This window comes from Collinsella sp. An271 (genome assembly GCF_002159695.1).
Lineage (GTDB): Bacteria > Actinomycetota > Coriobacteriia > Coriobacteriales > Coriobacteriaceae > Collinsella > Collinsella ihumii.
Window position 1 is genome coordinate 98,418 of sequence record NZ_NFJE01000003.1, and the last position, 20,160, is coordinate 118,577.

General features: G+C 67.8%; 14 protein-coding genes. 8 read left to right on the forward strand and 6 right to left on the reverse strand.

The window, feature by feature from the left end:
* Positions 1–123: 123 nt before the first annotated feature.
* From pknB to B5F74_RS03630, 6 genes are all read right to left on the reverse strand, one after another.
* A complete protein-coding gene (gene pknB, locus B5F74_RS03605) occupies positions 124–2,109 on the reverse strand; it encodes a Stk1 family PASTA domain-containing Ser/Thr kinase (protein WP_087200099.1) in 1,986 nt (661 codons plus the stop codon).
* 66 nt (positions 2,110–2,175) lie between these two features.
* Positions 2,176–5,061, reverse strand: a complete 2,886-nt coding sequence (locus tag B5F74_RS03610; RefSeq protein ID WP_087200101.1) for an FtsW/RodA/SpoVE family cell cycle protein — start codon at positions 5,059–5,061, stop codon at positions 2,176–2,178.
* Positions 5,061–6,938 carry a Stp1/IreP family PP2C-type Ser/Thr phosphatase gene (locus B5F74_RS03615; protein ID WP_239283337.1) on the reverse strand — a complete coding sequence of 626 codons (1,878 nt, stop codon included), beginning with the start codon at positions 6,936–6,938 and terminating at the stop codon, positions 5,061–5,063. The genes B5F74_RS03610 and B5F74_RS03615 overlap by 1 nt, the downstream gene beginning before the upstream one ends.
* Positions 6,935–7,348, reverse strand: a complete 414-nt coding sequence (locus B5F74_RS03620) for an FHA domain-containing protein (protein WP_066828962.1) — start codon at positions 7,346–7,348, stop codon at positions 6,935–6,937. The genes B5F74_RS03615 and B5F74_RS03620 overlap by 4 nt, the downstream gene beginning before the upstream one ends.
* 6 nt (positions 7,349–7,354) lie before the next feature.
* Positions 7,355–8,329, reverse strand: coding sequence for a DUF3662 and FHA domain-containing protein (locus B5F74_RS03625; protein WP_087200376.1), 975 nt, complete (start codon positions 8,327–8,329; stop codon positions 7,355–7,357).
* Between the two features lie 6 nt (positions 8,330–8,335).
* The gene (locus B5F74_RS03630) at positions 8,336–10,162 is read right to left on the reverse strand and encodes a serine/threonine-protein kinase (RefSeq protein WP_087200103.1); all 1,827 of its coding nucleotides are present in this window, start codon (positions 10,160–10,162) and stop codon (positions 8,336–8,338) included.
* Between the two features lie 158 nt (positions 10,163–10,320).
* Between B5F74_RS03630 and B5F74_RS03635 the strand changes: the two genes are divergently transcribed.
* The 8 genes from B5F74_RS03635 to B5F74_RS03665 all read left to right on the forward strand — a co-directional run bounded on the left by B5F74_RS03635 (position 10,321) and on the right by B5F74_RS03665 (position 20,152).
* Positions 10,321–10,515, forward strand: a complete 195-nt coding sequence (locus tag B5F74_RS03635; protein WP_087200104.1) for a hypothetical protein — start codon at positions 10,321–10,323, stop codon at positions 10,513–10,515.
* A gap of 410 nt (positions 10,516–10,925) precedes the next feature.
* The gene (dnaX, locus tag B5F74_RS03640; RefSeq protein WP_087200106.1) at positions 10,926–13,445 is read left to right on the forward strand and encodes a DNA polymerase III subunit gamma/tau; all 2,520 of its coding nucleotides are present in this window, start codon (positions 10,926–10,928) and stop codon (positions 13,443–13,445) included.
* Positions 13,446–13,783: 338 nt separating this feature from the next.
* Positions 13,784–14,104, forward strand: coding sequence for a YbaB/EbfC family nucleoid-associated protein (locus B5F74_RS03645; protein WP_066828946.1), 321 nt, complete (start codon positions 13,784–13,786; stop codon positions 14,102–14,104).
* A 68-nt stretch (positions 14,105–14,172) separates the two neighbouring features.
* Positions 14,173–14,769: a recombination mediator RecR gene (recR, locus tag B5F74_RS03650; protein ID WP_066828944.1), complete on the forward strand. Its 597-nt coding sequence runs from the start codon at positions 14,173–14,175 to the stop codon at positions 14,767–14,769.
* 406 nt (positions 14,770–15,175) lie between these two features.
* Entirely contained in the window at positions 15,176–17,083 is a 1,908-nt protein-coding gene (locus B5F74_RS03655) for a PP2C family protein-serine/threonine phosphatase (protein ID WP_143753766.1), read from the forward strand.
* 126 nt (positions 17,084–17,209) lie between these two features.
* Positions 17,210–17,383 (forward strand): hypothetical protein, encoded by a 174-nt coding sequence (locus tag B5F74_RS12355; protein ID WP_154018713.1) that lies wholly within the window; start codon positions 17,210–17,212, stop codon positions 17,381–17,383.
* A 9-nt stretch (positions 17,384–17,392) separates the two neighbouring features.
* Positions 17,393–17,854 (forward strand): hypothetical protein, encoded by a 462-nt coding sequence (locus B5F74_RS03660; RefSeq protein WP_066828940.1) that lies wholly within the window; start codon positions 17,393–17,395, stop codon positions 17,852–17,854.
* Entirely contained in the window at positions 17,855–20,152 is a 2,298-nt protein-coding gene (locus B5F74_RS03665) for an NHLP family bacteriocin export ABC transporter peptidase/permease/ATPase subunit (RefSeq protein WP_204212428.1), read from the forward strand.
* Positions 20,153–20,160: the final 8 nt, after the last annotated feature.

The window sequence follows — 20,160 nt, forward strand, 5'->3', positions numbered from 1 at the left end:
CGGTGAAATTCCAGGGACTGTCCCTAAAATTTCATCTGCATGAAATTTTAGGGACAGTCCCTGGAATTTCACATTCATAAAGAAAAGGCGCCGAGGCGATGCGATTCGCCTCGGCGCCTTTGATTACCAAGCGACGACCACGGATACCGTGCTGCCGCTGACCGTCCAGCTGATCACGTGGTCGGGATCGACGCCCACCTGCGTGCCGTCGGCATAGGAGAAGCTTGCCGTGAGCCCGGCGGCGCCGATGGCCCGCTCCGCTTCCGCCTTGGTCATGCCCGTGAGGTCGATGTCGCTGGAGCCCTCGCCCGTGCTCGGAGTCTCTGGCGAGTCGGGCGTATTGGGCGTCGTGGGCGTTTCGGGCTCGGACTCCTCGGGACCCAGCGAGATGACGACGGTGATCTCGGTGCCGGACTCTTGGCTGCCGCTGGGGTTCCAGCTGATCACGTAGCCCTTGTCCACGGTGTCGCTGTACGCCTCGTCGCGGCTCATGCCGAAGCCGGCGTCGGTCAGCGCGGAACGGGCCTCGCTTTCGGTCATGCCCGTCAGGTCGGGAACCGGCGTGGTGTCGGGGCCGAGCGAGATTACGAAGTCAACCTTGGAGCCCTCCTCCACCTCCTCGTTGGCATCGGGGCTCTGGCTGATGACCTTGCCCTCGTCCACGGTGTCGCTGCCCTCCTGGGTCACGTTGCCGGCCTCAAGGCCGGCGGCGATGAGCATGTTGCGCGCATCCTCCTCGTTCTCGGCCTTAGACAGGTCGGGCACCTTCGTGGTCGCCGCCTTTTCGGGACCGCTCGAGACCACGATGTCAATCTCAGAGCCCTTGGCGGCCGTCTGCACGCCGTCGGCGGTGGGGTGCTGCTCGATGACGGTGCCCTCGGGGTACTCGTCGCTCGCGCCGGGCGTCACGTCGCCCACCTCGAAGCCGTTCTGGCGGATCGTCGCCTCGGCGACCTCCTGCTCCATGCCCACGACTGCGGGGATGATGACCTGCTCCGCCGGGGCGAACAGGCCCGAGACGGCGAAGATGGCGATGGCGACCACGGCGACGACGGCCACGACCGCGGCGACGATCTTGCCCTTGCCCGAGCCCTCGGGCTTGGTGTTGTAGGAGCTCGTATCGAACTGGCGCGCCTGCGTGTTGACCGCGGCGGCGCCGCCCACCGGGCGCGACGTGGTGTTGACCGGGCGCGCCATGGCCTGCGTCGAATCGGACATCACGCGGGTCGTGGTGGCACCGGCGCCGGCGGCGCCGATGACGCGGGTCGGCTCGGGCACGTCGACCGTGCGGCCGGCGAGGTAGCTGTTGAGCACGCGGCGCAGCTCGTCGGCGGTCTGGAAACGGTTGGCGGGATCCTTCTCCATGCAGCGCAGGATGATGCGCTCAAGGTCGCCGTCGACGTTGGGGTTGACCTGCGAGGGCGGCACGGGCAGCTCGTTGACCTGCTTAAGGGCGACGGAGATGGCGTCGTCGCCGTCGAAGGGGACCTTGCCCGTGGCGCATTCGTACATGACCACGCCGAGCGAATAGATGTCGGAGGTTGGGCCGAGCTCCTGGCCGCGCGTCTGCTCGGGGGAGACGTAGTGCGCGGTGCCCAGCACGTTGTTGTCCTGCGTGAGGTGGCTGTTCTTGGCGCGCGCGATGCCGAAATCCATCACCTTGATGTTGCCGTCGGGCAGCACCATGATGTTTTGCGGCTTGATGTCGCGGTGGATGATCTCGTGCTTGTGGGCGACGGACAGCGCGCCGCAGATCTGGCTGCCGATCTGCGCGACCTTCTTGGGGTCGAGCGCGCCGTGGCTGCGGATGCCGCTTTTGAGGTCGGTGCCGCGCAGGTACTCCATCACGATGTAATAGGTGTCGCCGTCTTTGCCCCAGTCGTAGACGCCTACGATATAGGGGCTCGAAAGGCCCGCTGCCGCCTGCGCCTCCTGCTTGAAGCGCGCCGCGAACGTGGCGTCGCTGGCGTACTGCGGCAGCATGATCTTGACGGCCACCGTGCGGTCGAGCACCTGGTCCACCGCACGGTAGACCGATGCCATGCCGCCGGCACCCACCTTGTCCTTGAGGAGGTATCTGCCTCCGAGTAGGTTCTGTTGCTGCGCCATCTCTTTACTCCTCACACACGTCAAGCATCATAGTTTGCTGCATTCCACATCTGACATGGCGCATCGCTATGCGCCCTGGGCGGCGAGCGCGACCGCAAGCACCTGGCCTGCGATGGCGGCTGCGGACTCGCTCGTGTCGCCGTCGTAGTTCTCGATCATGACCGAAATCGCAACCGTCGGCGTGTCGTAGGGCGCGAAGCCCACGAACGCGGTGTTGACCAGATCTGACGTCGCCTCGGCCGTGCCGGTCTTGCCCGCGACCTGGACGCCGGCGATCGCGGCGGCAGAGCCGCTGCCCTCGTCGACGACCTCGAGCATGGCCTCCTTCACCTGCGCGGCGGTCTCGGCGCTGATGGCCTGGCCCAGCGAACGGGGCTGCGTGGTCTTGACCACGGTGCCCGTGGGCGACAGGGTCTGCGCGACCACGTAGGGGTTCATGGCCAGGCCGTTGTTGGCGATGGCGGCGACCATGACGGCGTTCTCCATGACCGTGGACTGCGGGCCGGGGGTGTGGCCCTGGCCGACCGGCTGGCCGGCGCCCGCCCATGCGAGCTCCCACTCGGTCATCTGAGAGGGGTCGGGCATGATGGATTCGGCCGTGGAGAAGTCCTGGCCGAGCGACTGGCCGTAGCCGAAGGCCCGTGCGTACTGCACGAGGCGGTCGGCACCGACCTCGTTGGCGACCTGGCCGAAGACCACGTTGGACGAGTAGGCGAACGCGCGCTCCAGGCTGATGGTGCCCAGATCGTAGTTGCCGTTGTTGACCACGTCGGCGTTGCCGATCTGCATGGTCGCCGGCGCGTTGTAGTAGTCGTCCAGGGTCGCGGTGCCCGAGTCGAGAGCGGCGGCCAGCGTGATGACCTTAAAGGTGGAGCCGGGCGTGTAGAGCGCCTGGGTGGTGCGGTCGAACATGGACGAGTCGTCGCCGGTCTCGCCCGAGAGGATGGAGGCGACGTTGGCGTTGTCGTAGGTGGGGGCGCTCGCCTTGGCGAGTACGGCGCCGGTGCGCGGGTCGAGCACCACGATAGCGCCCGTCTTGCCGTCCAGTGCGAGCTCGGCGGCTGCCTGGATGCGCGAGTTGATGGTCAGCTGCACCGAGTTGCCGGGCTGGGAGATGCCGGCGAGGGAGTTGATGGCGTTTTGCCATGTCGAGTAGTCCTGCGAGCCGGTGAGCGTCTCGTTCTGGGAGGCCTCGATGCCCGTCAGGCCGTACTGGTCGGAGTAGTAGCCCACGGTGTGCGCGGCCATGTTTCCATTGGGGTAGGAGCGCGCGTAGGTGCCGTCCTCCTGCTGCAGGGACTCGGCGAGCGTCACGCCGTCGGACGTGATGATCGAGCCGCGCTTGATGTAGGCGCCCTTGGCGATGGTGTGGTTGTTGCCGGGCATGTCCTGGTATTCCTTGGCCTTGAAGACCTGGATGTAGGTGAGGTTGCCGATCAGGATGGCGAACAGGCCCGTGAACAGCACGACCTCGCGGGTCAGGCGCTTGGCGAGGGCGACGCGGCCGAGCACGCCGGACTCGGGCGTGTCGAGCACGCGGCGGCGCACGCGGGAGCCGGGGTGCGCATGGGCGGGCGCGGCGGTGTTCGCGGTGCTGCCGAAGATGCGGGTGCCGATACGGCTCGCGCCGACGGCGCCGGCGGCCGGGGTGGCGCCCTCGCCCGTGCCGGAGCCGGCGAGCTCGACGTTTCTACCCGTCGCCTCGTCACCGGCGCGCATGAGGATGGCGACGATGATGAAGCTCGCGAGCAGCGAGGAGCCGCCCTGGCTCATGAAGGGCAGGGTCACGCCGGTCAGCGGCACCAGGCGGGTGACGCCGCCCACGATGAGGAACGCCTGGAACGAGATGGAGGCGGTCAGGCCGCTTGCGATGAAGGCGGCCAGATCGGACTTCGCGCGCGCGGCGACCGTGAGGCCGCGCACGGCGAACAGCATGAACAGCAGCAGGACCGCGGAGCCTCCGAGCAGACCCATCTCCTCGCCGATGGCGGAGAAGATGAAGTCGGACTCCACGACGGGGATGATCGTGGCCATGCCGCGGCCGATGCCGACGCCCGTCAGACCGCCGTCGGCCAGCGAGTAGAGCGACTGCACGAGCTGGTAGCCGCCGCCCTGCGCGTCGGCGAACGGGTCGATCCAGATCTGGAAACGGGTCTGGACGTGCGCCATCACGTGATAGGCGCCGAACGCGCCCACGGCGAGCAGCAGCAGGCCGATGATCACGTACGACACGCGGCCGGTGGCCACGTACAGCATCATGAGGAAGACGGTGTAGAACAGAAGCGCGCTGCCCAAGTCGGTCTCGAAGGCGACGATGGCCAGGCAGATGCCCCAGACCACGAACAGCGGCAGCAGCAGGCGGAAGCGCGGGATCTTGAGGCCCAGAAAGCTGTGGTTGGAGATCGAGAGCAGCTCGCGGTTCTCGGACAGGTAGCCCGCCAGGAACAGCACGAGGAAGATCTTGGCGAACTCGCCGGGCTGGAAGCGGCCGATGCCGGGGACGTCGACCCACAGCTTGGAGCCGTAGACCTCGGTGCCCACGAACATGGGCAGGATCAGCAGCAGGATGCCGATGATGCCGAAGGTGTACTTGTAGCGCTTGACCATGTCGAGGTTGCGCACCACGGCCAGGGTGACCACCATGAGCGCGATGGCGCCGAACAGGATCATGAGCTGGTTCATGGCCAGGTCGGGTGCCAGGCGCGTGACGAACGTGATGCCGATGCCCGACAGCACGAAGACCACCGGCAGGATAGCGGGGTCGGCGCCCGGCGCCAAAAAGCGCGTTGCGATATGCGCCGCCGCGAAGGCGGCGAACAGGCCGAGCGGTACGGCAAGCGTCTCGAAGCTGAGCTGGGTGCCCGTTGTGACCACGTACAGCGCGTACAGCATGATCACGGGGAATGCGGCAGCGACGAGCAGGAAGAGCTCGGTGTTGCGGCGACTGCCCATCATGCGCCTCCTTCTGGGTTCTCGGTGGTGGGGGTCAAGGCGTCAGCGGGGGGAGCGAGCTGCCCGCCGTCTTGGGGCTGCTGCTGGTCTTGCTGCGGTACCTCGCCCGCTTCGTCGGTTTGGTCCTGCTGCGCCTGCGCCGCTTCGGCGGCCTGCGCGCTCTCGCGGATGGCCTCGGCGTTTTGCTGCTGCTGGGCCTGCTGCTCCTCGATTTGGCGACGGTAGTCGGACAGGGTGTCCCACGCCTCGTCGAAGCTCTGCTGGGAGATGCCCTCGCGCAGGCGGTTCTGCGTGTCCTCGGGCAGGTCGGAAAGCTTGATGGTCGTGTTCTCCTCGACGCGGTTGAGCTCGATGCCCAGCACGCTTGCGGGGATGCCGCGGTACAGCGCCACGTACTCCCCGTCGACGCCGAGGTAGATGGCATTGGAGATCGAGAAGAACATGATGGCCGCGCACAGCACGAGCGCCGTGACGAGCAGGCCGACGGCGATGAACACGTTGCGGCGGTGGGTGCGGATGACCTGCTTCAGGCGCCCGTCGTCCACCACGTCGACCACGACGACCGAGACGTTGTCCGCGCCGCCCGCGGCGAGCGCGGCGTCGACGAGGTTGTCGGTGCACATCTGCGCGGTCGAGGACTTGGCGGCGATGTTTTCGATCTCGCTGTCGGGGATCATGCTCGACAGGCCGTCGGAGCACAGGATCAGGCGGTCGCCTTCGTCGATGTTGAGCTGGAAGTGGTCGGCGTACATGGCCGGATCCGAGCCGAGCGCCCGGGTGATGACCGAGCGGTTGGGATGGATGCGCGCCTCGTCGGCGGTGATCTCGCCGGCGTCGACGAGCTCCTCGACATAGGAGTGGTCGCGCGTGATGCGCGTGAGCACGCCGTCGTGCACGAGGTAGGCGCGCGAGTCGCCCACGTGCGCGATGGCGATCGTGTTTCCCTCGATGTAGGCGACCGTGGCGGTGCAGCCCATGCCGGGTCGGCCGATGCCGCTCGCGGCGGCCTGGATGATGGCCGCGTTGGCGGCCTCGACGGCGGCGGCGAGCTGCGCGGCGTCGGCGGTCTTGGGCGCGGTGTTGGCGATGGTCTCGACGGCAAGCGAGCTCGCCACCTCGCCGGCCGCGTGGCCGCCCATGCCGTCGCATACGGCGAACAGCGGCGAGGCCACGAGATAGGAATCCTCGTTATGGGAGCGCACGCAGCCCACGTCGGAGCGGGCGCCCCACATAAGCGACATGGTCGTGCCCGCGTCGTAGGTGGAATCGGTGGCGATGCGCTCCTCGGGAAGGGGCGTGAAGCTCTGCGTGGTGCCCGGGTCCTTGAGCTTCGCCTCGATCGCGTCGACGTCGATCTCGGCGGTGTCTTCCGGCGAGCGCTGCTCGGCCGCGGCGACGGCGGCCTCGATGGCGTCGATGGGAGGAAGCTCCCCGGTGTCCTGCTCGCCCAGGTAGTCGCCCGCGACCTCGATCGCGGAGTCCTCGCGTGCGATGTCGGGCCCGTGGTCGGTGAGGTCGCTGAACAGCGGGTCCGCCGCGGCGGGAGCGACCTCGTTGGAGGCGGGGGCGTCGTCGGCGAAGTGGGCCGCCCCGATATGCGCGGGGGCCTCGTCGGCCGCCTGCGCTCCGCTCAGCTCGAACGCGTCCGCGGCCGCGTCGGCCATGGGCTCGGCGAAGTGGGCGGGCTCGGCAAAATGCGCGGCGGGGGCACCGGCATCCCCGCCATGCGCGGGTGTGGCGGGCTCCACGATCTCGAGCGGCGTCTCGACGGCCTCCAGGTCCATGACGGGCTGGGGCTCGAGTGCCGATATGGAGGGCTCGTCCGAGCTGTAGGGGGTGTCGGGCGTATGTGAGAAGGTGCGCTTCTCGTCGGTCATCGACGGTTCACTTTCATGACGACGTCACCGATCTGCACTTCGTCGCCTTCGCGCAGCGTGGCGGGCTCGGCGAGCGGGCGCCCGTTCACGAGCGTGCCGTTCAGGGAGTTCAGGTCCTCGATCACCAGCGCCGGCCCCTGCAGCGAGAAGCGCGCATGGGAGGCGGAGACGAAGGGCTCGTTGATGCAGATATCCGAGCTGGGGGAGCGGCCGACGATGACGGGGCCCAGCATGTCCACGTGGATGCCGCGGATGCCGCGCGGGCCCTTGTCGACGTCGATGGTCCAGATGGCGGAGTCGCGGCGCTGGCCGCGCACCAGGCCCACGCCGGTCTTCATGACGGCGAACAGGAAGATATACAGAAGAAGGACGAGAACGATGCGTCCTGCGAACAGGATGATGTCGATCATGGTGCATCAGCCCCTGAACTCGAACGTAGTCAGGCCGAAGGTCAAAAGGTCGCCGTTGCGCAGCGGGCAGCGGGTGATGCGGCGGTTGTTGACCAGGGTGCCGTTGGTGGAGTTGAGGTCCTCGATGGACCAGTCGGATCCGGTGTAGAGCAGCTCGGCGTGGCGGCGGCTCACGTTGGGGTCGCGCAGGACCACGTCGGCTGCGGCGCGCTCGCGGCCGACGGTGCAGCTGCGGCGGGTGATGGGCAGGACCTCGCCGGTGACCACGTCGACGAGCTCGGCCAAGGGGGCCGCCGGCTGCGGACGGGACGCGCGGGCGCCCGCCATGCCGGAGGCCGCGACCGCAGCCGCGCCGCCCGCGGCAGCGTTCATGCTCGCCATGGTCTCGCGCGAGATGGTGGCGGGAACGGGGATGGGGGCGGCAGCCGGATCGGGGACGCTCGGGGCGAACGGGTCGGGCGCCACGTCCTGAATGCCGGAGGGCGAGGGCACCTGCGCGGGGCGCACGGCCGCCGGCCTCGGCGCCGACTCGCGGGCGGGCGCCGGACGCGGGTTCACGATGTTCATCTGGCCCGACAGGCCCTTCTGGTAGGCGCGCTCCTCCTCATAGAGGCGGCCGAGGGTGGGGGCGTCGACGTTCTCGGCGAACACCGAGAAGCGGCCGCTTTTGAGCGACGGGTCGATCATGAAGCGGACCAGCGGCTCGCCCACGAACGCATAGCCCTTTTTCTCGGCGCTCGCCTTGACGAAGTCGCTGACCTCGCGGGTGAGCTGCGGATAATAGGGAGCCATGAGGGGGTCGTCCTCGTTGGCGATCAGGATGGTATAAAGAGCGGGCGCCGTGTTGACGCCGTTGATCACAAGCGTCTGATCTTCCATCTCATGAGCCGCCTGGCGGGCGAGCTTCTTGAAGGAGAACGGCGCGCGGGCGGCACCGAAGATGCCGGCGACATGGTCCTCGAAGGTGCTCAGGAAGTTCACGAACAATCACACTCCGGTCGGTTCTTTGCGGTAACCGAATAGATAGACATAGATGCAAGCGATTATAGTGGAAAGGACGCCGCCGCCCACAAGGGTTGCCGCGCCCAGCGCGGTCGCGCCGCCAATTTCCATACGGTTTGCAAGACAAAGCAGCAGAATCGACACAGCTGCGGGCACGGCGTACGCGGCGATGTAGCCGGCGTTCCTGCCGTCCTCGTCGTAGCGTGACCATGCGCGGCCCATGAGCGCCGCCATGATGGCAGAGCCGGCTGCCGCAAGCGCGGTCGAGGCGATGAGCAGGGGATTCGCGCATGCGCTCGCCGCCTGCGCGATATCGAGCGCGCCGGCCTGTCCAAGGGCGGCGACGAGCGCGCCGAGCACCATGCCGAGCGCCGCGGACGACGCCGCGGCGGCGCCTGACGCCATGCACCCGCAGGCGGCGATGGCGATAGGGCAGGCGAGCAGGGGGTCTCCCGTGGCGCAGACGAGCGCCCCGCCGCAGACGAGCGCCGCCGACGGCCCGGGGTTCTCGCGCCCCCATACGAGCCACCAGCCGCAGGCCAGCGCGCAGGCGATGGCGACGACGGGCAGGGCGGGCACGAGCGGGGTGCCGGCGAGAACGGCCGCCACGAATCCGGCGAACACGAGGGCCGAGCCCAGCTGCGGGGCGATGCCCGCCGCGACGCCGATGGCCGCGGCCGAGGCCAGGCGCGGCAGCGTTTCCACCAGGCCCACGGTGCCAAGCAGGCTCCAGCTGACGACGGCCACCGACGCGCCGGCGACCACGCCCGCGGCGATGCGCCGCGCATGGGCGGTCTGGCTTCCGAGGTAGCCCTCTTTGGGATCGAGCTCCCAGGTGCGCTCGGGGCGCTCGTCGGACTCGGCGTCGGGGTCCTGCTCGTCGGAGGTCAGCCGCGCGATGATGGCGGCGAAGCTGCGCCGCCCGTCGCGTGCGTGCCCCAGCCCGCGGCAGAAGCGGTCGCCGAACTCCTCCACGCTGTCCATGCGCATCTGGGGCGCCGGGGAGAGGGCGCTCATCAGCGCCTCCTCCGACGCGGGCGGAATGTCGGGCAAAAGCTCGCTCGGACGGGTGACGCCCTGGTCGATCAGCTCCTCCGATTCGGCGGGTGTCTGGGCGCGAAACGGCGCGTAGCCGCAGAGGGCCTCGAAGAGCACGGATGCGAGCGCGAAGATGTCGGTGCGCTCGTCGACGGCGTCTCCGCGCAGCTGCTCGGGCGACATGTAGCCGATGGTGCCGCCGCGCGCGCCGCCGAACCCCGCGGCGGTGGCGAGCGTCGCCATGCCGAAATCGGCGAGCTTGACATTGCCGTTGCGGTCGATCAGCACGTTGGCGGGCTTGATGTCCAGATGGAGCACGCGGTTCTCGTGGGCATAGCTGAGCGCCTGGACCAGCGCGTCGGCGACGTTGGCCGCCTCGTCATAGGTCAGGGAATGCCCGTCGACCTGGGCGAGGAACTCCTCGAGGCTCATGCCGTCGACGTACTCCATGACCAGGTAGGCGTATGCCGAGTCGTACGTGAAGTCGATCACCGAGACGATGTTGGGGTGCGGCAGCATGCTCGCGGTGCGCGCTTCCATGAGGGCGGCGGCGACGTTGTCGGATGCCGTACGGACGCCTTGCGAGGCCAGCGGGATGCGCTTGATGGCGACGCGGCGCTGCAGGCGGGTGTCGAGGCAAATCTCCACGCTGCCGAAGCCGCCGGTCGCGCGTGTCCTGAGCGGACGGTAGCGGCGCAAAAGCCCGGTGCCCGTGGCTCCGGGCTCAGGTATGCTGTTCGGTTGCGCTGCGCGCGGTGTAGGAAAAAGCGGCATGTGCGGTCCTGCGTTTATGGTGCGATTAGTGCCTGTGGGGAGATGGTACCACGCCCCCTCGGGAAACACTGATTAATTCATTCCGCACCGGGCGCCTTGTGGAATGATGCTGTGTTGGAAACAGAGATCGCAAGCCACGATACCGAGGGAGGCCTGCCATGAACGATGCGGAGCGCCTGGACGCCTACGACGCCTTTGCCGCCGATGTCCGCTCCGAGCTCGCCGACGTGTCGGCTCGAATGGAGGAGCTGCGGGGCGCGAGCAAGGTGAAGACCGCAACCTATCGCCAGCTGTTCGCGACGCGCGTCACGCTCAAGGACATCGTGCGCCGTCTTGAGGAGCGCGGGCTGTAGGTCGTCTTTTCGGCGTTGCAGCTCGATGGGTTGAAATGAACCCGTCCCCAATCAACCCGTCCCCAAGCACCCCAAAAAACGTGTATATCGAGTTTGGTGCGATTTTTCGGTGCCCTCTGCCCGCATGCGCTACACCCCTCGGCATTTGCCCAGTTGTTTCCTGCGGAAATGCTGAGGGGTGTAGCGCTGGTGGGGAAATGGGCCTCAAAAATCGCACCAAACTCAGCCTACCGTCTCTGTAGGTTTTGCCCAAAACGGTTTTTTATGCAGTTTCGTGATGGAAATATACGGTTTGCGGCCATTCGGTCGGTGCGGGCCGATTGTCGGGCATTCGTGGCGGCGCGATGGCGGGCGGTCCGCGCCAGCGGGTATGATAGGGTGCAACCGTTTCGCGTGAAAAGAGAGGTTCCATGGAGTCGCTCTATAGAAAATACCGTCCGCTGACCTTTGAAAGCGTCGTGGGACAGCAACATATCGTGTCCACGCTGAAGCACGCGGTGACCGAGGGGCGCCTGTCGCACGCCTACCTGTTCTGCGGGCCGCGCGGCACGGGCAAGACGACCATGGCGCGCATCCTGGCCAAGGCGCTGCTGTGCCAGCATGCGGACGCGGCGCGCGCGGAGGGCGCGAGCGGGTGCATGCCCGACGGGACGTGCCCTGAATGCGAGGCGATCGCGGAGGGCACCCATCCGGATGTCTACGAGCTCGACGCGGCGTCCCGCACCGGCGTGGACAGCGTGCGCGAGGAGATCATCAGCTCGGTGAACTTCGCGCCCGTGCGCGGCGCGTACAAGGTCTACATCATCGACGAGGTCCACATGCTCACGGCGGCGGCGTTCAACGCGCTGCTCAAGACGCTCGAGGAGCCCCCGAGCCACGTTGTCTTCATCCTGTGCACGACCGATCCGCAAAAGATTCTCGAAACCATCCTGTCGCGCTGTCAGCGCTTCGATTTCCACCGCATCTCAAACGAGGATATCGTCGGGCGCCTGCGCTACATCTGCGAGCAGGAGGGCTTCGACGCCGACGACGAGGCGCTCGAGATCGTGGCGCGCCACGCGCGCGGCGGCATGCGCGACGCCCTGTCGACGCTCGAGCAGCTCTCGGTGTTCGGCGACGGCGCGGTGCGCGTGGCCGATGCCCGCGCACTGCTCGGCGAGGTGTCGGGCACGGTGCTCGCTCAGTTCGCGCGCGGTATCGCCGCCCGTGACGTCGTGGGGCTGTTCGGCATGATTCGCGCCCAGGTTGACGAGGGCAACGACCTGCTCGAATTCACCCGCGACGCCGTGGCGCACATGCGCGACGTGTATACCGCGCGCGTTGCCGGGGGCAGATCCGAGCTGTTCGACGGCACGCCCGACGAGGTTGCCGCGCTGGTGGAGGAGGCCTCCCTCTTTGAGAGCGCCGACCGCCTGGCGCGCGTGCTGACCGTGCTGGACGACGCGGCGATCGAGATGCGCAACGCGTCCGATGCGAGGCTGGTGCTCGAGATCGCGTGCACCAGGTTGGCGCGGCCCGAATCGGATCTGACGCTCGAGGCGCTGGCGGAGCGTCTCGACCGCATCGAGGCCCAGCTTGCGGCCGGCGTGCCGAGCGCGCCCGTTGGGGCGGCGGGCGTGGCGGCGCTGACGGGATCGGCGGCGCAGCGTCGCGCGGCGGAGCGGGAGCAGACGGCGCCTGCCGGGGCTGGGGCCCCGCAGGCGCCGCGACCCAAGGCCGCGCCCGGCGCCGCCATCCCGTCGACGTCGGGCGACGTGCCCTGGGACGCACCGGCGCCGCGGGCCCAGGCGGAGCCGCCGGCTCCTGCTCGCGAGACGCGGGCTCAATCGGCGCCCGCCCCTGCGCCGGCGGCTTCCCGCCCAGCGCACGAGGCTCCCGCCCACGACGCGCCCGAGGCTTCGCGTCCCGAGCCTGCGGTGACCGCCGCTCGGGCTGAGGTGCCGTCGTCTGGCCAGAAGCCGTCTGCCGTCGCACCCGCGACGCGCGAGGTGGCGGACAAAGCTGCCCCCAGTGAGCCGACGGTTTCCGCCAGCGCGCCCGCGGTCGCTGCGGGTGATCCGGGGGATCTGCAGCGCAAGTGGAGCGAGGTCGTCAAACGTGTCACGGCGGCGCAGGCGTCGCGCGGCGCGCTGCTTCAGTCCGCGCGCGCCCAATCCGATGACGGTTCGCGTTTGGTTGTCGGGTTCCCCAAGGGGTCGGGCTTTGCCATCAAGATGCTCGGCCGCGCCGACTCGCACGATTTGATCATGCCCATCGTTCAGCAGGTCTTCGGGGCACGTTCCGTCGACTACGTCATGGAGGGCGCCTCGGCTCAGCCCGCCGCGCAGCCCGCGGCGGCGCAACCCGCTGCGCACCAGGAAAAGTCCCGTGAGGTAGCATCCCCCTCGCAGTCGCAGTCGCAGTCGCAGTCGCAGTCGCAGCCGCAGCCGCAGCCGCAGCCGCAGCCGCAGGGCGGTTCCGCGCCCGTATCGGAGATGCCGGCGGCCCGCCAGGCCGCGCCCGTCACCTCGCCCGCCCCCGCCGCGCCACGGCCCCAGGCCGCGCAGCCCGAGGCGCCCGCCCCGCAGCCCGATCAGGTCAGCGGACCCACCATTGTGCGCGAGCCGGATATCGACGCCGATCGTCGCGCGTGGGAAGAGGAGCAGGTGCCCTACGACGACGCCATGATTGCGGCGTATGACGATGAAGAAGTGCCGCCGTTCGACGTGCCCGCCGACATGCCGCCCGTGTCCGCGGCGGCTCCGGCCGCGCCATCGGCGCCCACGCCGGCTGCCCCTGCCGCTCCTGCGCCTGCATCGCCTGCCGGTGCCCTGCCCTGGACGGGTGCCAACACCCCCGCCGCAGGTGCCGAGGAGGCCCAGACCCCGCAGTCGGAGGAAGAGGCCAAGGCCATGCTCAACAGCATCTTCGGCAACGTCGTCTACAAGTGACGCGGCGCGCGACGGCAAGACGGGGCAATTGTCACGACGTATGGTGAGACGAGAGCGGGGTCTTTATTTTCTTGTAGAAAAGGGGCATGGCCGCGATCGTATGGGGTATGCTTCGTTCAACGGCAAAGCCCGTAGTCTGGTTACGGGCGGCGCAGTTTTTTTGGTTGGGGGGCTAGTGGCCGCTAGCCCCTTCCCCATTTTCCGCTCCATCCGCCAACGCTTATACCTTTGCCTCAGCTCCAAGATTGCCCTGTCTTGCTGTCATGCACCGCGTGCCATGGTACGATGCCGTGAGGCAATCGGGCCGCTCACGCAATAACGTAAGGATAGGAGCTCACATGGCCGGAATGAACATGCAGCAGATGATGAAGCAGGCGCGCAAGATGCAGGAGCAGCTCGCCGTCGCGCAGGAGAATCTCGCCCAGACCACCGTCGACGCCAGCGCGGGCGGCGGTATGGTCAAGGTCAAGGTGAACGGCGGCATGCAGCTTGAGTCCATCACCATCGATCCCGACGCGGTCGATCCCGAGGACGTCGAGATGCTGCAGGACATGATCGTCGCGGCCGTCAACGAGGGCATCCGTCAGGTGACGGAGCTCGCCAACAAGCAGATGGGCGCCATCACCGGCGGCCTCAACATCCCGGGCATGCCGTTCTAGGCATCGCATGCGGGGCCGACGGACTCGGGTTTCCGTCGTGCTTGTATGAATTGACTATCGGGTGGGTCATGAGCGCTGATCGCAGTTTGCAGATACTCCTTGATGAGCTGGGAAGGCTTCCGGGCATCGGTCCCAAGTCTGCCCAGCGCATCGCCTATTACCTTCTGGAGGCCGACGCCGAGGAGGCGCGTCGGCTTGCCGACGCGATCCTTGCCGTCAAGGCGCAGGTTCATTTCTGCAGCCGCTGCTTCAACTATGCGACCGACGACGAGTGCGCCATCTGCCAGGATTCATCGCGCGACCGCACCCGCATCTGCGTGGTCTCCGAGCCGCGCGATGTCACGGCGATCGAGCGGACGGGCAGCTACCGTGGGCTGTACCACGTGCTGGGCGGCGTGATCAGCCCTATCGACAAGATCGGTCCGGAGCAGCTGCATATCCGCGAGCTGCTCGCGCGCCTGGGGTCCGAGGATATCCAGGAGGTCATCATCGCCACGAACCCCAACATCGAGGGCGAGACGACGGCGAGCTATCTGGCGCGCATCATCAAGCCGATGGATATCGCCGTGAGCCGTCTGGCGAGCGGCCTGCCCGTGGGCGGCGACCTCGAGTACGCCGACGAGCTGACCCTCGGTCGCGCCATCGAGGCCCGTCGCATTCTTTAGGGAAACACCGATCAATTCATTTCGCGCCGGGCGCGGGGCCCAGTGGAGGCTCGACGCGCGCGTTTTGCCGAAAAATCGACGTTGTAGGTGGATGGAATCCGGACCCGCATGAAACGGCACTTTCAGGGCCGGCGTTTCCGCAGGTAACGGCTCCGTCGCAGGTGCGTTGTTCCGCGCGTTCCGAATCGAGCCGTCTACAACGTCGATTTTTCGGCAACTTTTCGCCGTGCAGCCTCCACTCGGCATCCGGCGCCCTCGAACGGCATGCGCACGGGACACCCATGCGCAAAACGGGGGCATTCGTTCCCCTCGCTCCCTTCACCGGTTCTTCTTTGAGCGGATGGCGGCTAAGATACAGTCGTTATGCTGTGCGCCGCCGGGCGCAGGTTCGAAGGGGTGGCAGGACATGGCACGAGGCGACGAGGAGCTCGACCGCACCCAGAAAAGCGACGCCCGCTCGGGACGCCTGACGCGCCGGTTCATCGCCGCGTTCGCCATCTTCGCCCTGATCGCCGTGACCCTGTCGGCGATCTTCATCCACACGAGTGTCCGCACGACCTACCTCGACACGCAGGCGAATCGCCTGGCCCAGCTCGCCGATTACGCGGGCGCGTCGGCCTCCCAGAACGGCTATGACGCCGGCGAGGACTACGACAGCTGGGTCGAGATGGGCGACATCATCAACCGCGAGACGGACTACGAGGAGTTCATCGCCCGACTTGACGAGGTGCTGGGCACCTACAACGGGCTGTTCGAGCAGTACGACCAGATGCGGGCCTCGCAGGGCGAGGAGGCGGCCGCGGGCCTCTATGCCCAGGCCAGCGCGGCGCTCGACGAGTACAACCGGTATCTCGTGGCGCAGTATTTCTACTCGCTGCAGGATATGCTGAGCCGCATGAAGGAAGCCTACCAGCTTTCCGATTTCGCCTTCATCATGCCGAACGACGACGGGCAGACGGTCACCTGCGTGGCGGCCGGCGTATCGGGGGACGAGAACATCGAGGCGGGGGACCAGCCGTTTTTGGGCGATGTCCTCGAGCGCCCGCGCGACCAGTATCCCGGGCTCTGGCAGGCATTCGAGAGCGGGAAGGCCATAACCTCGCTCGATATCTCGCCGGACGGCTCCACCTACTATATGTATGTACCGATCTCCTCGGTTCACGCGAAGTCGTGGCTGTGCGTGGCATCCATCCCCGCGGGCGACCTCAACGAAGCGGTCATGGCCCAGATGGTGCCGACGCTCGCCATCACCGTGGCGGTCTACGTGGTCTGCCTGGCGGCGCTGCTCGTGCTGTTCCGCTCCACCCTCGTGAACCCGCTGCTCGGCCTGACCCGGCTCATGACCGAGTACGCGCTCACCCACGACGTGGCGACCGCGACGGCGATCCGCTCCGAGGCCTGGCCGCGCGACGAGGTGGGCATCCTTGCCGACCGGACCGCCGAGATGATCGATGAGACCGAGGCGCATGTCGAGAACATCGCCGGCCTCGAGCGCGAGCGGGAGCGCGTGCGCTCCGAGCTCGAGGTCGCCTCGCGCATCCAGGCCTCCGCGCTGCCCGAGGTCGTTCCGCCGTTCACAGGAGGTCGCGGATTCGCGCTCGCCGCGTCCATGAGCCCTGCCAAGGAGGTCGGCGGCGACTTCTTCGATTTCTTCATGGTCGACGATGCGCACCTGGCGGTCGTGATTGCCGACGTGTCCGACAAGGGCGTGCCCGCCGCGCTGTTCATGATGCGCGCCAAGGCGATCTTGAAGCAGCTCCTCATGGAGGGGCTGGAGCCCGCCGAGGCCATGAGCCGCGCGAACGCGGACTTGTGCCACGACAACGAGCAAGGCATGTTCGTCACCGTGTGGCTGTGCGTGCTCGACCTCGGCACGCGCGAGCTCGCCTTCGCGTGCGGCGGCCACAACCCGCCGGCGTATCTCGCCGCGGACGGCGGCGTCTGCTGGATCCGCGACCGTTCGGGCATGGTCCTCGGCGCCTTCGACGGGCTGCCGTACCGCCAGTTCTCGCGCACCATGGCTCCGGGCGACATGTTGGTGCTCTACACCGACGGCGTGACCGAGGCCATGGACGAGCAGGGCACCTGCTTTGGCGAGGAGCGCCTGGAACGCCTGCTTGCGGATTGCGGCCGCGAGCAGCCTTGCGAGCTTGTGGACGAGGTGCTCGCGGGCGTGCACGCCTTCGCTGGCGCCGCGCCGCAGGCAGACGACATCACCGTGCTCGCGCTTCGCTGCGAGGCCTGGCCCGCAGCGGACCAGGCGGGCTCCGCGGCAGATCCCGCGGACGTCGCCGATCGAGGCGACGACCATTGATTCCATAGGCTGCGGCTCCGCTTTTCGCTCCGGCTTCCCGCAAGGGGGCGCGGGGCAGCGGCTTTGGGATAGCATTATGAGACCGCTGGCGCTCCCGCGCGTCGGCCTGAAGGTAAGGAGGGCGAAATGGACAACAAGCGTATCAAGGCGTCGCAGGACCTTCGCGAGCGCTCGGACGAGAAGCTTGCCGAAACCCGTCCTGTGAAGCATCGGGGCGCTCAGCCCCTCGAGGACGCACTGCTTGACGGCGTGGTGGGTGGCCTCGGCTACATCTCCCGCCCCAAGCCCGGCATGCGCTAATCGACGTATATGGCGAGCCTGTTTCGGGACAAGAGCCTGGCGCACATGCGGTCGCCGGAGCACCTGGACGACTACATCCAGGTATCGAACCCGGGCGCCTGGATGATCGTTCTGGCGGTCATCCTGGTGCTTGCCGCCGGTGTCGTGTGGGGGGTGTTCGGAAGACTCGAGGACACCCAGGATGCCGTGATCGTAGTGGGCCGCAACGGAGCGACGTGCTACATGGACTCCGAGAAGGCATCCGACCTGTCACGCGGGGACACCGTGCGGGTCGGTGACGTCTCCGGGACGATCGGATCGGTGGGCGGAACCCCCGTGCTTGCGTCCATGGTGACGGTTCCCGATGCGACGGCTCCCGAAAGCGGCTGGTACGACGTCGGCACGGCATTCATAGAGCTGCCCGTGGGCACCTACGACTGCACGGTCGTCGTCAAGAGCTACTCGCCGTTCGAGCTGTTGTCGGGGGCGTAGATGACCGGCAGGCTCGCCAGGCGGCGCGCCTGTGCCCCCATGCGGGGGCTGGCGCGCCGCATTCCCCAGATCATGCAGATGGAGGCCCTCGAATGCGGGGCCGCCTGCCTTGCCATGGTGTGCGCCTATTACGGAAAATGGCTGCCGCTCGAGGAGGTGCGCCGCGACTGCGGCGTCTCGCGCGACGGCCAGTCGGCCGCGAACATGCTGCGCGCGGCGCGTGCATACGGGTTCGATGCGCAGGGGTTCCGCTATGAGATGGACGCCCTGATCGAAGAGGGCGAGTTCCCCTGCATCGTGCACTGGGGGTTCAACCATTTCGTGGTGCTGCGCGGCTTCAAGGGCGCCTTCGCCTATCTGAACGATCCCGCCCGCGGAGAGGTCCGCGTCCCCCTCGAGGAGTTCGACCGGGAGTTCACCGGCATCGTGCTGGCGCTCGAGCCGGGGCCGGAATTTATACCGGGCGGCGCGCCCGCATCCATCGCCGCCTTTGCCGGCCGTCGCCTCCACGGCACGCGTTTTCTGGTGCTGTTCGTGACCTTGACCTGCGCTATCGTGTCGCTGCTGGGGCTTGTCGCCCCCGCCGTCTCCCAGGTTTTCACCGATCGCATCATCACGGGGACGAATCCCGACTGGCTCGTCCCGTTCGTGGGCGCGCTGGCGATCGCCTGCCTGCTGCAGGTGGTCACCTCCGCCCTCAACGCGGTGTACCTGCTGCGCTTGGAGGGCAAGATGGCCGTATCGTCGGCGGCCTCGTTTTTCTGGCATGTGCTGCACCTGCCGATGGAGTTCTTCTCGCAGCGCGCTGCGGGCGACATCATGGCCCGCGCGCAGACGAACGCCGGCATCGCCAAGACCATCGTGGGCATCCTGACCCCGCTTCTGGTGAACGCGGCCATGGTCGTGGCGTATCTCGTGCTCATGGTCGCCTATTCGCCGCTGCTGTCCGCCGTCGGCATCGCGGCGGTTGCCGTCAACGTCGCGATGGCGCTCGTCATCTCGGCGCGCCGCGTCAACATCGCGCGCGTGCAGATGCGCGACGAGGCCAACCTGGCCGCCGCGACCATGGCGGGCATCTCGATGGTCGAGACCCTGAAGGCCTCCGGCGTGGAGACGGGCTTTTTCCGCAGGTGGGCGGGCTTTCAGGCGAACGCCAACGCGCAGACGGTGCGCTATGCGCGCATCGACCAGTATCTCGGCCTGGTTCCGCAGCTCGTGACCTGCACGGCGAACATCGCCGTGCTCGTGCTCGGCGCCTGGCTCATCATCGCGGGCGACCTGTCGGTCGGCATGCTGCTGGCCTTCCAGGGGTTCGCCGCGCAGTTCGCCGCTCCCGTCCAGGGGCTCATCGAGAGCCTGCAGGCCTTTCAGGAGATGCGCACGGACATGGAGCGGCTGAAGGACGTGATGGACTATCCGACCGATCCGCTGTGCGCCGAGGACGGGCCGCAGCGCGACGACGATGCGGACGAGCGCACGGCCTCGGCGGAGCGCACGCCCTCGGCAGAGCGCCCGCCCGCGGCGGAGCGCACGCCCTCGGCAGAGCGCCCGCCCGCGGCCGGCCTGTTCATGGGGAAGCTGCGCGGCGGCGTGCGGCTCGACCACGTGACCTTCGGCTACTCGCCGCTCGCCGAGCCCCTGCTCGAGGATTTTTCCCTGGACGTGGAGCCGGGCCAAAGCATCGCGCTCGTGGGCCCGTCGGGTTGCGGCAAGTCGACGATTTCCAAGCTCATCTCCGGCCTGTACCGCCCCTGGTCGGGATCGGTGCTGCTCGACGGCACGCCGCTCGAGGAGGTGCCGCGCTCGGCGCGCTGCGCCTCGATCGGGGTCATCGACCAGGACATCACGCTGTTCAATGACACGATCTCGAACAACATCCGCCTGTGGGACGAGTCGATCGAGGATTTCGAGGTCCTGCTCGCCGCCCGCGACGCGCAGGTTCACGACGACATCATGCGGCGCGTCGGCGGCTACGACGGCGTGCTCGCCGAGGGCGGGCGCGACCTGTCGGGCGGCCAGCGGCAGCGCCTGGAGATCGCCCGCGCGCTGGCCGCGGATCCGGTCATCCTCATCATGGACGAGGCGACCAGCGCCTTGGACGCCCAGACGGAGGCGGAGGTCATGCGCGCCATCCGCCGCCGCGGCATCACGCTGATCGTCATCGCGCACCGCCTGTCGGCCATTCGGGACTGCGACGAGATCGTGGTGCTCGATCGCGGCCGGGTGGTCGAGCGGGGAACCCATGATGAGCTCATGGGCGCGGGCGGTCTGTACGAGCGGTTGGTCACGGCGGAGTAGGGGGTGCG

Coding starts and splice junctions, on each gene's coding strand:
- pknB (WP_087200099.1), bottom strand. CDS start 2,109: ATGGCGCAGCAACAGAACCTACTCGGAGGCAGATACCTCCTCAAGGAC.
- B5F74_RS03610 (WP_087200101.1), bottom strand. CDS start 5,061: ATGGGCAGTCGCCGCAACACCGAGCTCTTCCTGCTCGTCGCTGCCGCA.
- B5F74_RS03615 (WP_239283337.1), bottom strand. CDS start 6,938: ATGACCGACGAGAAGCGCACCTTCTCACATACGCCCGACACCCCCTAC.
- B5F74_RS03620 (WP_066828962.1), bottom strand. CDS start 7,348: ATGATCGACATCATCCTGTTCGCAGGACGCATCGTTCTCGTCCTTCTT.
- B5F74_RS03630 (WP_087200103.1), bottom strand. CDS start 10,162: ATGCCGCTTTTTCCTACACCGCGCGCAGCGCAACCGAACAGCATACCT.
- B5F74_RS03635 (WP_087200104.1), top strand. CDS start 10,321: ATGAACGATGCGGAGCGCCTGGACGCCTACGACGCCTTTGCCGCCGAT.
- dnaX (WP_087200106.1), top strand. CDS start 10,926: ATGGAGTCGCTCTATAGAAAATACCGTCCGCTGACCTTTGAAAGCGTC.
- B5F74_RS03645 (WP_066828946.1), top strand. CDS start 13,784: ATGGCCGGAATGAACATGCAGCAGATGATGAAGCAGGCGCGCAAGATG.
- recR (WP_066828944.1), top strand. CDS start 14,173: ATGAGCGCTGATCGCAGTTTGCAGATACTCCTTGATGAGCTGGGAAGG.
- B5F74_RS03655 (WP_143753766.1), top strand. CDS start 15,176: ATGGCACGAGGCGACGAGGAGCTCGACCGCACCCAGAAAAGCGACGCC.
- B5F74_RS12355 (WP_154018713.1), top strand. CDS start 17,210: ATGGACAACAAGCGTATCAAGGCGTCGCAGGACCTTCGCGAGCGCTCG.
- B5F74_RS03660 (WP_066828940.1), top strand. CDS start 17,393: ATGGCGAGCCTGTTTCGGGACAAGAGCCTGGCGCACATGCGGTCGCCG.
- B5F74_RS03665 (WP_204212428.1), top strand. CDS start 17,855: ATGACCGGCAGGCTCGCCAGGCGGCGCGCCTGTGCCCCCATGCGGGGG.